Here is a 16,650-nt window from a genome sequence, read left to right on the forward strand (position 1 = left end):
GGACAGTCGAACGCGACGGAAGGGCGCCATGGACCTCGCCGGTATCAGCGTTGTGGATGCGCACATCCATCAGTGGGATCCGCTGAACACCCCGCGGGATTTCAGCATGCTGGCGAAACTGTTCCGGTTCGTGCCCGTGCCGGTCGACAAGGCCGCTCGGCTCGCTCCCAAGCGGGACCGCGATTTCGTCGGCACTCCCGATGCGTATCTGCGGCCGTATCTGCCCGCGGATTACCGCGAGGACCTGGGCACGGTGCCGGTGGAGGCGCTGGTGCACATCGAGGTGGAGTGGGCCGGACGCGCGCCGGATGCCAAGGCCGACGAAACGCGGTGGGTGGCCAGCCTGCCGTTCGGGGTCGACACCCCGGCCCTGGGCGCGATCATCGGCAGCGGCGATCCGGCCGCGCCCGGATTCGCCGAACTCATCGACAAGCATCAGTCCGCGTCACCGCTGTTCCGCGGTATCCGCACCATGGTCGCTCACCATCCGGACCCCGGGGTGCGGTCGTTCTGCCGGGCCGAGGGCGCACTGACCGATTCGGCCTTCCTCGACGGCTTCGCGGTTCTGGCCGAACGCGGGCTGTCGTTCGAGGCCTGGGTCTACTCGCATCAGATCCCGCAGGTCACCGCCCTGGCCCAGCGCTATCCCGAGGTCACCATCGTGCTCAACCATCTCGGCACACCCGCGGGGATATTCGGCCCGGTCGGCAAGAGCACCGGCACCCAACCGGGCCGGCGCCGCGAACTGTTCGTACAGTGGCGCGACGATATCGCCACGCTCGCAACCCATCCGAATGTGATGGCGAAGGTCAGCGGGCTGGCCATGCCGATCCTCGGCCATCCGGTGCCGATGCGAGGCCTACCGACACCCGTCTCCGAACTACTGGACCGCACCGCGCCGCTGTTGCACCACGCCTTCGACGTCTTCGGTGCGCAGCGGCTGATCTGGGGTTCGAATTACCCTGTGGACAAACCGATTACGAGTATCGCCAACGGCGCGCAGGCGGTGATCGACGTACTGGCCGACCGCGGCGGCAGCGCCGAGGAGCTCGAGCAGGTCTTCCGCACCAACGCCCAGCGAACCTACGGCATCGACGCGGAACTGCTGGCCTGAGGCCGGACCATTGACATCCCGGCCACCGCGCGGTTAATTGGTGGCAGGTGCGGCCAGTCAGGTGCCCTGGCCGAGGACGGCACAGGAGCAGTCATGGCCATCGACCACGAAGTGATCATCGTCGGCGCCGGATTTTCCGGTATCGGGGTGGCCATCGCGTTACGGAAGGCCGGCTTCCGGGACTTCCTCATCGTCGACGACGCCGACGGCGTGGGCGGCACCTGGCATTGGAACACCTACCCCGGCATCGCCGTGGACATCCCCTCGTTCAGCTATCAGTATTCGTTCGAGCAGAGCACCCGGTGGTCGCGCGTCTACGCACCCGGCCGGGAATTGAAGGACTACGCCGAACACTGCGTGGACAAGTACGGGCTGCGACCGCGCATCCGGTTCAGCACCACCATCGCCGCCGCGGAATTCGACGAGGACGCCTCGGTGTGGACGCTGCGCACCAGCGACGGTGAGAGCTTGACCGCGCGCTACGTCGTCGGTGCGACCGGAGTGCTGACCCGGCCGAAACTGCCGGATATTCCTGGCGTGGAATCGTTTTCGGGCATCACCATGCACACCTCACGCTGGGACCACGACCGGGACCTGCGCGGAAAGCGCGTGGCGATCATCGGGACCGGAGCCTCCGCGGTGCAGGTCATTCCCTCGATCGCCCCGGAGGTCGCCGAGCTGACGGTATTCCAGCGCACGCCGATCTGGTGCCTGCCGCGGCCGGACGCCACGCTGCCCGCGCCCGCCCGCTGGGCACTGCGGTATCTGCCGGGCGGACAGGCGGTTTCGCGCCTGGCGAGCCAGGCGTTCGTCGAACTGACCTTCCCGTTGTCGGCGCACTACTATTCGAAGCTGCCCCTGGCCAAACTCGGCGAGCGCTCCGGACTGGCCCATCTGCGGCGCCAGGTGCACGACCCGGCGATCCGGGACAAACTCACCCCGCGGTATGCGCTCGGATGTAAGCGGCCCGGTTTCTCCAACGATTACCTGCCGACCTTCAACCGCGACAACGTGACGCTGGAAACCGATCCGATCGCCGAGATCACCCCCACCGGCGTGCGCACGGCGAACGGAACCGAATACCCGGCCGACGTGCTGATCCTCGCGACGGGCTTCAAGGTCATGGAATCGGGCAACATGCCGACCTTCGAGATGACCGGCGTCGGCGGCCGTGATCTCGAGAAGTGGTGGGACGAGAACCGCCTGCAGGCCTACGAGGGCGTCAGCGTGCCGGGCTTTCCGAACTTCTTCTCGATCATCGGGCCCTACGGATACAACGGCGCGTCGTATTTCACGCTGATCGAGATGCAGACCCAGCACATTGTGCGGCTGTTGCGGCACGCGCGGAGCAAGCGGGCCGGCCGCATCGAGGTCACCGCGGCGGCCAACGAGCGATACTTCCGGGAAATGCTCGAACGCCGCGACGGACAGGTGTTCTGGCAGGACAGCTGCGCGGTCTCGAACAGCTACTACTTCGACAAACACGGCGATGTGCCGCTGAAACCGATGAGCACCGTCGAAGCGGCCTGGCGCGCTGCGCATTTCGATCTACGCGACTACAGCTTCGAACGGATCCCGGCTCAGCTGCCGACCACACGGGCCAGCTGAGCGGTCAGCCGCTCGCGCGCCTCGACCAGCGACGGGCCGTACCAGGTGAGATCGCGGCCGCTCACCAGGGCGACCGGGATGCCCGGAAACGCCTCCGGGCCGTCGGTCGCGGTGAACACGTACGGCTCGTCCGGCAGCACCGCCAGCCGAACACCCTGTACCAGTTCGGATTCCGTCACCGTGGGATAGCGCTCGGGACCCGTGGCGTGCACCAGGTTCAGCCCCAGGCGTCCGGCCAGGTCCGCGGTGAACGTATCGCGACCGACCACCATCCACGGCTTGCGCCAGATCGGGATCACCGCATCGATCGGCGGATGCGGCGCGGGCGCGAACCAGACCGCGCGGGCCTGGGTCAGCCACGACGGCACCGCGCCGCCCAGGGCGATACCGAACAGTCGCGTCATCGAGGTGAACGCCTCGTCCACGGTGCGAATCCTGGTGACCCACACCGGAATTCCCGCCTCGCGCATCCGCTCGACATCGAGGCGGCGGTTCTCCTCCTGATTGCACACCACCAGATCCGGCGCCAGCTCGGCGATCCGGCGCAGATTCGGATTCTTCGTCCCCCGCACCCGTTCGACCGCCAGCTCCGGCGGATGGGTACACCAGTCGGTGGCGGCGAGCAGCAACTCCGGGCGGCTCGCCGCGATCGCTTCGGTCAGCGACGGAACCAGCGAGATCACCCGGCGGACCGGACGCCGCAGCGCAACCGCGGCATTCAGATCGTCGACGAGATCTTCGGGCACGAGGCCAGCATAGGGGCTAGCCGGAGCTCTCGAGGGCGCGGTACAGGGCACGGAGTTCCCGCATACCGGCCTCGGCGACGGCTTCGTCCTCACTGGTCATCCGCAACGCCTGCCGCAGGGGAATCGGATCGAGGTCCTCGATCGCCGCACGGAACTGCGGTGCCGGCAGCTCGGGCAGCGCGACGTTCTCGCCGTAGAGGTCGTCGGAGATCGTCGGGCCGCTGTCCTCCTGCACCCCGCGAATCAGAGTGTCGAGATCGAGGCCACGCAGGGTCAGCATGATGGCCGGGGACTCGTCGAGGCGTTCGGCCACGATGTAGCACAGCGCGGCGACGTGCTTGCACGGCCAGCCGTCGTCCGGGCAGGTGCAGGAGAAATCGAGTTCGGCGGCGGTGCCGGGCAGCAACAGCGGACCGAGCTCCTGCGGCAGGGCGCCGGAGGCGAGCTGGGCGAGCATGCCCGGTGTGCCGCGGACCTGCTCGACCAGCTCGTCCAGCCGGTCGTCGCGCAACACCCGCAGCGTCAGCACAGAGGTGAACGGCCGCGGTTGACTGCCCTGGACCTCGGCGGCCACCGCCCCGGGCTCGATGTGGTAGCTGACCACCTGCCCCGAGCGGGCGTAGGTGCGCCCCCGGGAGAGCCGACCCGCATCCGCGACCTCCTCCACAGCTTCCAGAAAGGCCCGGCCCCACCAGGTTCGCGCGAAAGACCCACGGCGGCTGCGTGGTTCGACGCCGCCGCGCACCGGGCGGCGCTTCCCGTAGACGCTGAAATCGGGGACCGGGAAATCGGGTGCCGGACTCATTCGCCGACCGCCTCGGCGCCGAGCGCGAACAGATCGCGCAATTCGTCGGTACTCAGTTCGGTGATCCAGTTCTCCCCGGTGCCGACGGTGAGATTCGCCAATTCCTGTTTGCCGGTGAGCATATCGTCGATGCGCTCCTCGATGGTGTCGACACAGACCAGTTTGCGCACCTGCACATCGCGGCGCTGACCGATGCGGAAGGCGCGGTCGGTGGCCTGATTCTCCACCGCCGGATTCCACCAGCGGTCCAGGTGCACCACGTGATTGGCGGCCGTGAGATTGAGGCCCGTACCACCGGCCTTCAGGGACAGAACCATGATGGGCGGTCCGTCGGACTCGGCGAAGCGTTCCACCATCCCGTCGCGGCGCTTCTTGGCGACACCGCCGTGCAGGAACGGGATCGCGGTGCCGAACCGCTCGCTCAGATACGGCGTGATCAGATCGCCGAATTCCCGGAACTGGGTGAACAGCAGCGCCCGCTCCCCCTCGGCCAGCACCGACTCCAGCACATCCTCGACCAGGGCCAGCTTGCCGGAGCGGTGGCGCCCCCGCCGCAGCAGCGCCGATCCGTCGCCGAGGTAGTGCGCGGGATGGTTGCACACCTGTTTCAGCCTGGTGAGCGCGGCCAGGACCGCACCCCGGCGAGCCATGTTCACCGCGCTGGAGCCGGTACCCCGGGAAGCCTTCAGCTGCGCGAGCATGTCGTCGACCACCGCCTGATACAGCGCGGCCTGCTCGACCGTGAGGTTGGCGCGCACCGTCATCTCGAACTTCTCCGGCAGATCCGAGATGACCGAGGGATCGGTTTTCACTCGGCGCAGGACGAACGGTGCGGTGACGGCGCGCAGGCGGCTGACGGCGTTCTCGTCGTGTTCGCGTTCGATCGGCACCGCGAAGCGGGCGTGGAATTCCGACGATTTGCCCAGCACGTTCGGCGCCGCGAAATCGAGAATCGACCGCAATTCCTCGAGCCGGTTCTCCACCGGAGTGCCGGTCAGCGCCAGCCGATGCCGGGCCGGAATCGCGCGGGCGGCGCGAGCCTGACGGGTCGCGGCGTTCTTGATGTGCTGCGCCTCGTCGAGGACGACACGCTCCCAGGGCTGGCGCTTCAACTCCTCGACATCGCGCGCCAGCAGCGCGTAGGTGGTCAGCACCAGGTCGGAATCGGTCACGGCCGCGTCCAGCTCCGGACCGGAGCGTCGTGACGAGCCGTGATGCACCAGCACCCGCAGCCCGGGGGCGAAGCGTTCGGTTTCGCGTTGCCAATTGCCGACCACCGACATCGGGCACACCAGCAGAGTCGGCCCCGGGACGGAATCGGTTGCGGGACTTTCGTTCTCGTGCAGAAGTAGCGCGAGCACCTGCACCGTCTTGCCGAGGCCCATATCGTCGGCGAGGATGGCGCCGCAACCGAGACGATTCATCGTCGCGAGCCAAGACAGTCCGCGCAGCTGGTAGGGGCGCAGCTGCGCCTTCAAGCCGGCGGGCGGGTCGACTGGATCGCCGGAGTGGACACCGTCGAACAGTTCGCGAACCCAGCCGGTCGCCGTGACCTCCTCGATCGGCACCTGGCGCACCTGCGTGGCGGCGATCTCGCCCAGAAGCTGGGTCAGGGTCGCCGGGCGTTCGTCGACCTTGCCCTCCAGATAGGCGGCCGCGGCGGCCAGGCTGCGCTGATCGGCCTGCACCCAGTGGCCGCGCAGCCGCACCAGATCCGATTTGGCCTGGATGAGCCGGCTCATTTCCGCCGGCGTGAGGACGGTATCGCCCAGGGCCAGTTCCCAGCGGTAGGAGACCAATCCACTGAGTCCGACCGCGGTTTCGGTCGCGGCCGGGGACTGCACCCGCAGCCGCATACTCGGCGAGACGATGCGCCATGCGCGCGGCAGCATCAGATGCACACCGGCCGAACGCAATTCGTGCGCACCGTGGGCGACCAGCTCCTGCACGACCGGCGTCGGGAGCAGGAAATCCATTCCGTACGGATCGCGCGGGACCTGCTGCAGCCGCGGGTATGCCTGGATCGCGGCCGCCACCTTCTCCCCGGCGAGCCGGATCAACGCCGGGTCGCCCTGGATCGGAACCGGTTGCGGCGCTTCACCTTCCGAGCGGAGACAGACTTCGAGCCGCCACAGGGCGTCGACCGCCTGCGGGTCGTCGTCGGGATCGTCGTCCGGTTCGAGTAGGCGCAGCACCAGTTCGGGCTCGCCGGCGGTGAGGCTCGCGCGCCACTCGTCGAGCACCGAGGCCACCCGATGCGATCCCGATTCCAGCGGGACCTCCGCGACCAGCGCTGCCGTCAGCGGATGCGACGGTTCCCGGACACTCAGCTCGAGCCGGACGAGCGGGTCGGCGAGTTCGGCGACGAAATCCTCGAGGATCGAGGACGCGGACCGGGCATCGGGCACCCGCAGCGCGGGCGGCATCGCCGCGGCCAGTTCGGCCAGCCAGGCCCGTTGCCGCCGGCCGCCGACCAGCCGCCACCGCACCCACCACTCGCCGTCGGCGCGATGCAGTTCGGGCACGATCCGCCCCGCCCGGACCCAGCGCCGCAGTCCCCGGGCCGCATGCGCGAGAAACCGCAGATCCGCCGCCACCGCCGTGTCGGGCAGCGGCTGAGTGAGGACGCGGGCGGCCACCTCCGGCGCCAGGGCGTGCCCTCGCACCTCGACGACCTCCGGCCCGGAATCTCCCGCCACCAGGACCCGCACCCGATGCCGAAACCGCGCAGTCCGCGCGATCGTCCCCAGCGGATCGGGCAGCTCACCCCCGGCGTCCGCGGCCGGCTGCGCCGCCGACCCGGGCAGGCGCCAGAGCACCAACCCCGATCCGGGCGACCACAAACCGTGCAGCATGTCCCCATCCAATCAGCCACCACCGACACGCCCGTCCGTGGCCGGTGCGGAGGCGAGCAGTGCACAGACCGCGCATGACGGTACTGCCCGGCTGTACCGCAGCGCGCCATCCGGACGTATCGAACGAACGCACCCCGTGCGTGACTTCCGGTGCGGAAGTTGTCGGGCGGGGTCGGTAGATCTGCGTTATGCGGTGGGGACGAGGTTTCGGATGGGCGGCGGGGATCGTCGTGCTGGTGACGGTGGCGGGGTGTGGGGTGATCGGAGGGCCCGAACCCGCGCCGGGGAGCCCGAGCCGGGCCCGGATCGAGCAGTTGCTGGGTGCGGTGGCCGTGGTGGCCCGGCGGCCGCACCCGGGCGGGTACGACCGGGACTGCGGGACGGGGCACGGATGCGTGTTCGGACCGGCGTGGTCGGACGACCAGGACGGGCCGGGCGGGCACGACGGGTGCGATTCGCGCAACGGAGTGCTGGCACGGCAGCTGCGCGAGGTGCGATTCCGGCCGGGTACCGACGATTGTGTGGTGCTCGCGGGCACGCTGCGGGATCCGTACACCGGCCGCGCGATCACCTTCGACAAGGCGCGGGCCCGGGAGGTGCAGATCGACCACGTCTACCCGCTGGCCGCCGCCTGGGATCTGGGTGCGGCGGCCTGGTCGCCCGAACAGCGGATGCGCTTCGCCAACGACATCGAATTCAATCTGCTGGCCGTCGACGGCCCGGCCAATATGGACAAGGGCGACCGCACACCCGCCGACTGGCTTCCCCCCGCCGGCGCCTATCACTGCTTCTACGCCGGCAAATATCTCACCACCGCGGCGCAGTACCGATTGCCGATCACCGCCGCCGACCACGCCGCGCTCGCCCGCATCGCACGGCAATGCCCCTGATGCGACGATCGGCTCGGCCGATACTCGCGAACTGTTTGCCGGCCCGGTCGAACTTATTCGCCCGCATCCAGTCGCCGGAGCAGCCGCTGGGCGGCGGCGCGCAGCGCGGCCGGGTCGTCGGTGACACCGAGTACCCGCAGCGCGGCGTCGGGGATGGCGGTTTCCGCGTAGTCGGGGGCGGTGCCCTCGTCGGAGCGAATGTTGATAACCGTTTCCACCATCCGGAAGGGCAGGACATGCGCGCCGGGGACGCCGGCGGGTGCGGCCTCGATCGCCGCCGCCGCCAGTTCCTCGTAGTGGCGGCGCAACCGGGCCCGGCGGCTGCGGAAGTCGGCGAATCGGTCGCTGCGCAGTTCGGGCAGCAGATACAGCGCGCCGAGATTCCATTTGGCGGCGCACAGCTGGCGCACGTCGGCCCGGGCCAGTGCGTACAGCCGCACCGCGGCCGGATCGGGTTCGGCACGCAACCGCTCGGCCAATTCCAAAGGGCCGGTGATGGTTTCGGCGAGCAGGGCGTCCAGGATGTCGTCCTTGGCGGCGAAGTGGTGATAGAGCGACGCCTGCCGGATACCGACCGCGTCGGCGATACCGCGCGTGGACGTGCTGCCGTACCCGTTGGCCGTGAACAATTCCGCTGCGGCGTCGAGGATCTCGGCGCGCGGTGTCCGCCCGCGACGGCTGCGCTGATCGACGCGAGGACGGCCCGGACCCAGGTGTGTCACCGTCTCATCCTGCCATCGCCACCGCCACGCGGACCGGCTCTACGCCGCGCACCACGTCCCACCTGCGGTTGTGAAATATCTGTCACTCGACAGAAATACCGGCAACGCAGACGTTACGCGGGTTACCGCAAGCGATACACAGCCGTCACCGAAAGCGCGATCCGGCCCGCAAAACTGTCACCTGATAGATATTGGCCGCGACGCCGAAGGACAGCCCATGGCCATCACGCTCGATCCCCCCTCGCAATCCCCGATCGGTGACAGCGCCGATCTCGAACGTTTCGGATATCAGCCGGTGCTGCATCGCAAACTCGGCCGTTACGCCTCGTTCGCCGCGGGATTCTCCTTCGTCTCGATCCTCACCACCATCTTCCAATTCTTCGGATTCGGTTACGGTTTCGGCGGCGGCGCGTTCTTCTGGACCTGGCCGATCGTGTTCGCCGGCCAGTTCCTCGTCGCGCTGAATTTCGCGGAACTCGCCGCGCGCTATCCCATCTCGGGCTGCATCTACCAGTGGTCGCGCCGGCTCGCCGGTGAGGTGGTCGGCTGGTTCGCGGGCTGGATGATGATCATCGCCCAGATCGTCACCGCCGCCGCGGCCGCCATCGCGCTACAGGTGGTCCTGCCCTCGATCTGGAGCGGCTTCCAACTGGTCGGCACCGATACCGCCCTCACCTCCACCGACGGCGCGGCGAACGCGGTCCTGCTGGGCAGCGTGCTGCTCGTGATCACGACGGTGATCAATGTGATCGGCATCGATCTGATGGCCCGGATCAATTCGATCGGCGTCACCGTCGAAATCGTGGGTGTGCTCGCCGTCATCGCCCTGTTCTTCACCCATACCGAACGCGGCGCCGATGTGGTCCTGCAGACCGACCAGGCGGCGCCCGGCCCGTACTGGGCGGCGTTTCTGGTCTCCGGCTTGATGGCCGCCTACGTGATGGTCGGATTCGATTCCGCCGGAGAGCTTTCCGAGGAGACCAAGAATCCGCGCCGGGTCGCACCGCGCACCATCCTGCTGGCGCTCGCCGCCTCCGCCCTCGGCGGCGGCCTGCTCCTGCTGGGCGCGTTGATGGCCGCACCGAGCGTCAGCGACGGTCACCTGGCCACCGACGGACTGGCCTACGTGATCACCGCCAAACTCGACAGTCCGGCGGGCACCGTGCTGCTGAGCTGTGTCGCGGTGGCGATCACGGTGTGCACCTTGGCCATTCAGACCGCGGGTTCACGGCTGATCTTCTCGATGGCCCGCGACGGCCGCCTGCCGTTCGCGTCTCGGCTGGCCGCCGTGCACCCGCGCTTCGGCACCCCGATCCTGCCCGCGGTGATCATCGGCGTGCTCGCCGTGGCGCTGCTGGTGGTGAATCTCGGCAACGCCGCGCTGTTCGCGACGCTGGCCAGCGTCTGCATCGTGACGCTGTATGTGGCATATCTGCTGGTCACCGTGCCGCTGCTGATCCGGCGGCTGCGCGGGCTGCCCGCCGCCGAGCCCGGCCTGTTCTCGCTGGGTCGCTACGGCATCGCGGTGAACGTCGCGGCGGTGGTGTGGGGCATCGCGATGGCGGTGAATCTGGCCTGGCCGCGCGCCGAGGTGTACACGCCCGCCGGTGGCGGCTGGTGGATGCTCTGGGCCGCACCGCTGTTCCTGCTCCTGACCGTCGCGGTGGGCGCGGTCGTGCACCGCATCGTCACACCCCGCGCCGCGGCGGCCGAGGCCCGGCCCGCGCCGCAACCCGCCTGAGGAACCTTTTCATCCGACTGCGAGGAGACACCATGTCCGCAACCGCCTCCACCGTCGGCGCCCGCGACCACGCGCGAGCGCAAGCCGCGGCCGCCACCGTCGCCGGCCCCGACCTGCCGGACGGCCTCGACACCACGAAAGTGACCTTCGCCCAACGGGTTCCGGGCAACGGATACACCACCGCGGTGCTCGCCCGCGGCACCCGGCTCCGGCTGGCCGATCCGGACGGCGCCGCCGGTGCCCACCTGCTGCTCCTGCGGGCCGAGGCACCGTGGGAACGGTTGAACGTCGCCGACACGATCAAGGTGCCGTGGCAGGCCTACCCGGGCCCGGGCCATCCGCTGCTCTCGGATCAAGGGCGCGTCCTCGCCACGATCGTCGCCGACACGTCCGGCCGGCACGACACGCTGTGCGGCCCGACCCCCGAGGTACGGCGAACGCTGCGGGTCGCGGGAGCGAAACACGGTCTCACACCGCGCGATATCGGCCCTTCGGTCGCACTGTTCCGCGGTGTGCGGGTCGGCGCGGACGGCACCCTCACCGCCACCGGCAGCGCCGGCCCGGGCAGCTCGGTCGAATTGCTGATCCACCTGCCGCTGACGGTCCTGATCGCCAACGGCACGCATCCGCTCGACGACCGGCCCGCCACGCCGCTCGACGTCGTCGCCTGGCGCGGCGCCGGGGAGCCGGACGGCACCGAAGACACCGAGCCGGAATATCGCCGGGCCGTGCAAAATACCGAACAGGCCTGGCTGGCCGCACACGATCCGGAGGCGATCGCATGACCACCGTGACCGAACGCACCGTCGTCCTGGACGAGACCGTGGCCGCCTGCGCGCCGTGGTCGACCGTGGTCCGGGCGGGCCAGCAGTGGCAGATCATCGATCTGTACGGAAACCAGGCGGTGGACTGCCTGCTCTACTCGGCCGCCGACCACGCCGACCGCTACAGCGCCCAAGCGACCGTCGCCGCCCAGCGCAACATCTTCCTGACTACCGGCAGCGTGCTCCGTGCCGAATCCGGCACGGCACTGATGACCGTGGTCGCCGACGAGGTCGGCAACCACGACACCATCGCCGGCGCGTGCTCGCAGGAATCCAACACCCTGCGCTACGGTCACCACACCCGCCATCAGCACGCCTGCGTGGAGAACTTCCTCACCGAGGCGCTGCGATGGGGGCTCGGCAAGCGCGATCTGGTCTCGAATATCAACTGGTTCATGAACGTTCCGGTCGAGGCCGACGGCACCCTCGGTATCGTCGACGGGCTCTCCGCACCGGGCAAGTCGGTGACGCTGCGTGCCGAGATCGACACCCTCGTCCTGATCTCCAATTGCCCGCAGATCAACAACCCCTGCAACGGATTCGATCCGACGCCGGTACGCATGGTGGTGACGCAATGACGACAGCGACCGAAATCGAGTTCGGCACAACGACTCCGGACACAGAAGCCGCCGACATCGAGGTAGTGCGCCCGGGCATGCTCACCACCGTGCAGGACTGGCCGGGCCGTGTCGGCTACTGGCACGTCGGTGTCCCGCCGTCGGGACCGATGGACGACCTGTCGTTCCGGCTCGGCAACCGCGCGCTGGGCAACGACGAGGGCGCCGCCGGACTCGAATGCACCCTCGCCGGGCCGGCGCTGCGATTCCGCACCGCGACCCGGGTGTGCGTGACCGGTGCGCCCGCGACGGTGACCGTCGACGGCGAGCGCGTACGGCAATGGCGCACCGTCGAGGTCCCGGCGGGCGGCACGCTGGATATAGGCGCTGTGCAGGGGCCGGGGATGCGGACCTACGTGCTGTTCGCCGGCGGTCTGGCTCTGCCCGACTATCTCGGCAGCGCAGCCACTTTCACGCTCGGCAGGTTCGGCGGCGGCACCGGCGCCGCCCTTCGGGACGGCGACCGGTTACCCCTGGGCGAGGCGACCGGCCCCATCGGGGCCGGGGTGCCGATGGCCGAGCAGCCGGTGCTGACGCGACGATGGGAACTCGCGGTCACCGAGGGTCCGCACGGCGCACCGGAATTCTTCACCCGGGCCGATATCGACACCATCCTCGGCACCGACTACGAGGTGCATTTCAACTCCGATCGAACCGGAGTGCGGCTGATCGGGCCGAAACCGCACTGGGCGCGCAGCGACGGCGGCGAGGCCGGACTGCATCCCTCGAACATCCACGACACCGCCTATTCGGTCGGCGCCCTGGACTTCACCGGTGATACGCCGATCCTGCTGGGGCCGGACGGTCCCAGCCTCGGCGGATTCGTCTGTCCCATCACGGTTGTCGCGGCGGAGCGCTGGAAACTCGGCCAGCTCTGCCCCGGTGACACCGTGCGCTTCGTTCCGGTCCGCGCCGGCCGGGCCGCCTCGATCCGCGCCCTGGGCGCGGCCCGGCGCGCCGACTGGCCGATCGTCCTGTCCGACGGCGGTGACGGCGACGACGGCATCCTGGCCCGCGCCGACGCCGACGACACCACCGCCGTCACCTATCGCCGCGCCGGCGACGACGGTGTACTCGTCGAATACGGTGATATGACACTGGATCTCGGGCTGCGCGCCCGCGTCCACGCCCTGCACCGGCATCTGCTCGAATACGCCGAGCCGGGGATCACCGAACTGACACCCGGAATCCGTTCGCTACAGGTGCGTTTCGATCCGGACCGGCTGGCCACGCCGAAACTGTTGCGACTGCTGCGCGAGGCCGAATCCGCCCTGCCCTCGGCCGCGGAACTGGTGGTGCCCAGCCGCACGGTGCACCTGCCGCTCTCGTGGGACGATCCGGCCACACGGGAGGCCATCATCCGCTATATGCACGGCGTGCGGGCCGATGCGCCGTGGTGCCCGTGGAATATCGAGTTCATTCGCCGGATGAACGGATTGGGCACGGTCGCAGAAGTTTTCGATACCGTCTTCGCCGCCGAGTACCTCGTGCTCGGGCTCGGCGACGTGTACCTCGGCGCGCCGGTCGCCACGCCGACCGATCCGCGCCATCGCCTGGTCACCACCAAATACAATCCGGCCCGCACCTGGACGCCGGAGAATGCGGTCGGCATCGGCGGCGCCTACCTGTGCATCTACGGCATGGAGGGGCCCGGCGGATATCAATTCGTCGGCCGGACCACGCAGGTGTGGAACCACCGGTCCACCGGCGAGGCCGAAGATCCTTGGCTACTGCGGTATTTCGATCGCATCCGCTGGTATCCGGTATCCGCGGAGGAACTGCTGGACCTGCGGGCCGACGTCGGCCGCGGCCGTGGCGTACCGCGTGCGGAGGAGGGCGAATTCCGTCTCGCCGAATACCGCGATTTCCTGTCCGCCAACGCCGAATCCATCGCCGCCTTCCGCGCGGTCCAGGCGGAAGCCTTTGCCGCCGAGCGTGATTCGTGGCAGGCGGCGGGCGAATTGCACGAACGAGGATGAGGACACCGACGTGAGCATCTGGATTCACCGCTGTGCCGACGATCCGGGCCCGCACGGCCCGGGACCGTTGGCAGGCCTGCGGGTGGCCGTCAAGGACAACGTCGACGTAGCCGGCCTGCCGACGACCGCAGGCTGCCCGGACTACGCCTATCTACCCGACCGCGACGCGCCCGCGGTCGCGGCCCTGCGCGCCGCGGGTGCGGTGGTGGTCGGCAAGACCAATATGGATCAATTCGCGACCGGTCTGGTCGGCACCCGCTCGCCCTACGGTCCGGTCTCCGATTCGCGGCGGCCCGAATTCATCTCGGGCGGTTCGAGTTCCGGGTCGGCGGTGGCCGTCGCGACCGGTGCGGCCGATATCGCCATCGGCACCGATACCGCGGGTTCCGGGCGCGTTCCGGCGGCGCTGCAGGGCATCGTCGGCATCAAACCGACCGTAGGAGTCGTCTCCACCGAGGGGGTCGTCCCGGCCTGCCGTTCCTACGATTGCGTGACGATCTTCGCCGCCGACCCGGCACGTGCCGACCAGGCGATGGGAGTGATGGCCGCCGGGGCGCCCGGACGTGCCTGGCCCGCCGATACCAGGCTGGCGGCGCCGCCGCGCCCGACCGTCGCGATCTTCGCCGACCTGCCGGAACTCGACCCGGTGTGGCGGGCGGCCTTCGAGCGGGCCGTCGCCGTGTTACGGCAGCGCGGCGCGACCATCGTGGAGATCGCCCCGGAGCCGTTCCTGGCCGCGGCCCGGCTGCTCTACGACGGTGCGCTGGTCGCCGAAAGATACGCCGCGGTCGGCGAATTCGTCGAGTCGCGCCCCGACGCCGTCGACCCCACCGTCGCGAGCATCATCCGCGCCGCGGGCGCGATTCCGGCGCATCGGCTGGTCGCCGATCGCGCCGAACTCGAGCGCTTGCGCGCCCTCGCGATGGACAGTCTGGGTGACGCCGACGCCCTGCTCGCGCCGACCGCCCCGATGCATCCCACCATCGCGCAGGTCGAGACGGATCCGATCGGGATCAACTCCCGCATGGGCACCTACACCAACTTCTGCAATCTGTTCGATCTGTGCGCGGTGGCCGTTCCGGCCGGCACGGCGGGCGAATCCTGTTTCGGCGTCACGGTTTTCGCTCGGCCGTTCGAGGATGCGGTGGCCTTGGACATCGCCGTGGCGGTCACCGGTGATGCGGAGATCACGCGGCCGTGGCCCCTGGCGGTGGCGCCGGTGTGCGAGCTGATCGTGTTCGGGGCACATCTGCGCGGCCAGCCGTTGGAACACCAGTTGCATGCGCTCGGCGCGCGCTGGGCCGGGCCGGTACGCACGGCCGCGGCCTATCGCCTCGCCGCCCTGGACACCACCCCACCGAAACCCGCGGTGACCCGCTGCGAGGGCGGTGTGTCCGTCGGGGGCGAACGCTGGTTGCTCTCCCCCGCCGCTCTCGGCCGCTTCCTCGCCGCATTACCGGCGCCGATGCAGCTGGGCGCCGTCGAACTCGACGACGGCACCTGGCACACCGCATTCGGATGTGACGGGACCGCCGCGGCGGAAGGGAAGGACATCAGCGAATACGGTGACTGGCGCGCGGCCCTCGCGGCCGGGGCCGTGGGCTGATCAATCCAGGGCCGTGGCGACCGGACGCTCCGGATCCGACGACCACTGCGACCACGAACCCGGGTACAGCGCGGCCGACACTCCGACGACCGACAACGCCGCGATCTGGTGCGCTGCGGTCACCCCGGAACCGCAGTAGACCGCCACCGGACCGGAGACGAGATCGGAGAACCGCGCCCGCAACTGGTCCGGAGTTTTGAAAGTGCCCTCGGACGTGAGGTTTTCCACGGTCGGCACGCTCACCGCGCCGGGAATGTGGCCGGCGCGCGGGTCGATCGGCTCGACCTGCCCGCGATAGCGTTCCCCGGCTCGCGCGTCCAGCAGCGCGCCCGGCCAGCCCGCGACCTCGTCGGCATCCACCACCGGCATATTGCCGGGGGTGAGCACGACGTCGCCGGGCGCCGGGTCGGGTTCGGTGCCGACGGCCAGATCGCCGCCGCCGCGTTCCCACGCGGGCAGGCCGCCGTCGAGAATGCGCACGTCGCGCAGGCCCGCCCAGCGCAGCAGCCACCACGCCCGGGCGGCGGCCATGCCGCCGGTGGCGTCGTAGACGACCGTCGGCTCCCCGGTGCGCAGTCCCCAGCTGCGCGCGCATTTCTGCAGGTGAGTAAGCGTCGGCAACGGGTGGCGGCCGTGCGCCGGGGAGGGCGGGGCGGCCAGCTCGGTCTCCAGATCGACGAAGATCGCGCCGGGAATGTGGCCGGCGAGATAGTGCTGGGGACCGTCGGGATCGCCCAGCGCCCAGCGCACATCCAGCAGATGCGTCCGGCTCTCGCTGTCCGCCAGCGATTTCCGGAGTTCTTCGGGGGAGATCAGTACCGCGGTCAAGCCCGGCTCCTCAGTCAACAGATGTACCCGTGACGCGAACACGTGTCAGCCTACGACACGGGCGCGTCCCGGCGAGTCAGCATCCACCGCACGACCAGGCCCGCGACCACCGCCCAGAACGCGGCACCGATGCCGAACACCGCGATCCCGGAGGCCGAGACCAGGAAGGTCACCGTGGCCGCGACGCGATGTTCGGCCACCCCGAGCGCCGCGGTGAGGGCGGCGGCGAAGGTGCCGAGGAGGGCAAGTCCGGCAACGGTTTCCAGCACACCGGCGGGCGCGGCGGCGGCGAGCGCGACCAGCGCCGCGGCGGCC

At 69.6% G+C, this 16,650-nt stretch carries 14 protein-coding genes; 8 read left to right on the forward strand and 6 right to left on the reverse strand.

Annotated elements, in window-relative coordinates:
* The first annotated feature begins 28 nt into the window (after positions 1–28).
* Positions 29–1,114 carry an amidohydrolase family protein gene (locus NN2_RS22625; protein WP_063015864.1) on the forward strand — a complete coding sequence of 362 codons (1,086 nt, stop codon included), beginning with the start codon at positions 29–31 and terminating at the stop codon, positions 1,112–1,114.
* Between the two features lie 93 nt (positions 1,115–1,207).
* Complete coding sequence (locus NN2_RS22630; protein ID WP_063015865.1) at positions 1,208–2,722, forward strand: flavin-containing monooxygenase; 1,515 nt, start codon at positions 1,208–1,210, stop codon at positions 2,720–2,722.
* Here the strand turns inward: NN2_RS22630 and NN2_RS22635 are convergent.
* From NN2_RS22635 to NN2_RS22645, 3 genes are read right to left on the reverse strand one after another with little or no spacing between them, the layout of a single operon-like run.
* Positions 2,695–3,468 carry a helical backbone metal receptor gene (locus tag NN2_RS22635; RefSeq protein ID WP_063015866.1) on the reverse strand — a complete coding sequence of 258 codons (774 nt, stop codon included), beginning with the start codon at positions 3,466–3,468 and terminating at the stop codon, positions 2,695–2,697. The genes NN2_RS22630 and NN2_RS22635 overlap by 28 nt on opposite strands.
* Positions 3,469–3,484: 16 nt before the next feature.
* Positions 3,485–4,273, reverse strand: coding sequence for an SWIM zinc finger family protein (locus tag NN2_RS22640; protein WP_063015867.1), 789 nt, complete (start codon positions 4,271–4,273; stop codon positions 3,485–3,487).
* Entirely contained in the window at positions 4,270–7,128 is a 2,859-nt protein-coding gene (locus tag NN2_RS22645; RefSeq protein ID WP_063015868.1) for a DEAD/DEAH box helicase, read from the reverse strand. Before NN2_RS22645 ends, NN2_RS22640 begins: the two co-directional genes overlap by 4 nt.
* Before the next feature lie 188 nt (positions 7,129–7,316).
* Here NN2_RS22645 and NN2_RS22650 point away from each other — a divergent pair, with 188 nt between their 5' ends.
* Positions 7,317–8,018 (forward strand): HNH endonuclease family protein, encoded by a 702-nt coding sequence (locus NN2_RS22650; protein ID WP_063015869.1) that lies wholly within the window; start codon positions 7,317–7,319, stop codon positions 8,016–8,018.
* A gap of 53 nt (positions 8,019–8,071) precedes the next feature.
* Here NN2_RS22650 and NN2_RS22655 read toward each other — a convergent pair whose 3' ends face one another.
* On the reverse strand, positions 8,072–8,740 hold the full coding sequence (locus NN2_RS22655; protein ID WP_063015870.1) for a TetR/AcrR family transcriptional regulator: 669 nt from the start codon (positions 8,738–8,740) through the stop codon (positions 8,072–8,074).
* Positions 8,741–8,957: 217 nt separating this feature from the next.
* Between NN2_RS22655 and NN2_RS22660 the strand changes: the two genes are divergently transcribed.
* Genes NN2_RS22660 through atzF form a run of 5 tightly spaced genes read left to right on the forward strand, consistent with a single transcriptional unit; the run spans position 8,958 to position 15,507 of the window.
* Positions 8,958–10,481, forward strand: coding sequence for an amino acid permease (locus tag NN2_RS22660; RefSeq protein WP_063015871.1), 1,524 nt, complete (start codon positions 8,958–8,960; stop codon positions 10,479–10,481).
* A 32-nt stretch (positions 10,482–10,513) separates the two neighbouring features.
* A complete protein-coding gene (locus NN2_RS22665; RefSeq protein WP_063015872.1) occupies positions 10,514–11,266 on the forward strand; it encodes a DUF1989 domain-containing protein in 753 nt (250 codons plus the stop codon).
* A complete protein-coding gene (locus NN2_RS22670; RefSeq protein WP_030513661.1) occupies positions 11,263–11,883 on the forward strand; it encodes an urea amidolyase associated protein UAAP2 in 621 nt (206 codons plus the stop codon). Before NN2_RS22665 ends, NN2_RS22670 begins: the two co-directional genes overlap by 4 nt.
* Positions 11,880–13,901, forward strand: a complete 2,022-nt coding sequence (locus NN2_RS22675; protein WP_082857186.1) for a 5-oxoprolinase/urea amidolyase family protein — start codon at positions 11,880–11,882, stop codon at positions 13,899–13,901. Before NN2_RS22670 ends, NN2_RS22675 begins: the two co-directional genes overlap by 4 nt.
* A gap of 10 nt (positions 13,902–13,911) precedes the next feature.
* Complete coding sequence (gene atzF, locus NN2_RS22680) at positions 13,912–15,507, forward strand: allophanate hydrolase (protein WP_063015873.1); 1,596 nt, start codon at positions 13,912–13,914, stop codon at positions 15,505–15,507.
* Here atzF and NN2_RS22685 read toward each other — a convergent pair whose 3' ends face one another.
* Both NN2_RS22685 and NN2_RS22690 read right to left on the reverse strand, forming a co-directional pair.
* Positions 15,508–16,323: a sulfurtransferase gene (locus NN2_RS22685; RefSeq protein WP_063015879.1), complete on the reverse strand. Its 816-nt coding sequence runs from the start codon at positions 16,321–16,323 to the stop codon at positions 15,508–15,510.
* 62 nt (positions 16,324–16,385) lie between these two features.
* Positions 16,386–16,650 (reverse strand): benzoate/H(+) symporter BenE family transporter (locus NN2_RS22690; RefSeq protein WP_174555004.1); only part of this gene is annotated, 265 nt, incomplete at its 5' end.

This window comes from Nocardia nova NBRC 15556 (genome assembly GCF_001613005.1).
GTDB lineage: Bacteria > Actinomycetota > Actinomycetes > Mycobacteriales > Mycobacteriaceae > Nocardia > Nocardia nova.

What these genes read in the sequence shown, in the direction of transcription:
- NN2_RS22625 (WP_063015864.1), top strand. Translation starts at nt 29, where the DNA reads ATGGACCTCGCCGGTATCAGCGTTGTGGATGCGCACATCCATCAGTGG.
- NN2_RS22630 (WP_063015865.1), top strand. Translation starts at nt 1,208, where the DNA reads ATGGCCATCGACCACGAAGTGATCATCGTCGGCGCCGGATTTTCCGGT.
- NN2_RS22640 (WP_063015867.1), bottom strand. Translation starts at nt 4,273, where the DNA reads ATGAGTCCGGCACCCGATTTCCCGGTCCCCGATTTCAGCGTCTACGGG.
- NN2_RS22645 (WP_063015868.1), bottom strand. Translation starts at nt 7,128, where the DNA reads ATGCTGCACGGTTTGTGGTCGCCCGGATCGGGGTTGGTGCTCTGGCGC.
- NN2_RS22650 (WP_063015869.1), top strand. Translation starts at nt 7,317, where the DNA reads ATGCGGTGGGGACGAGGTTTCGGATGGGCGGCGGGGATCGTCGTGCTG.
- NN2_RS22660 (WP_063015871.1), top strand. Translation starts at nt 8,958, where the DNA reads ATGGCCATCACGCTCGATCCCCCCTCGCAATCCCCGATCGGTGACAGC.
- NN2_RS22665 (WP_063015872.1), top strand. Translation starts at nt 10,514, where the DNA reads ATGTCCGCAACCGCCTCCACCGTCGGCGCCCGCGACCACGCGCGAGCG.
- NN2_RS22670 (WP_030513661.1), top strand. Translation starts at nt 11,263, where the DNA reads ATGACCACCGTGACCGAACGCACCGTCGTCCTGGACGAGACCGTGGCC.
- NN2_RS22675 (WP_082857186.1), top strand. Translation starts at nt 11,880, where the DNA reads ATGACGACAGCGACCGAAATCGAGTTCGGCACAACGACTCCGGACACA.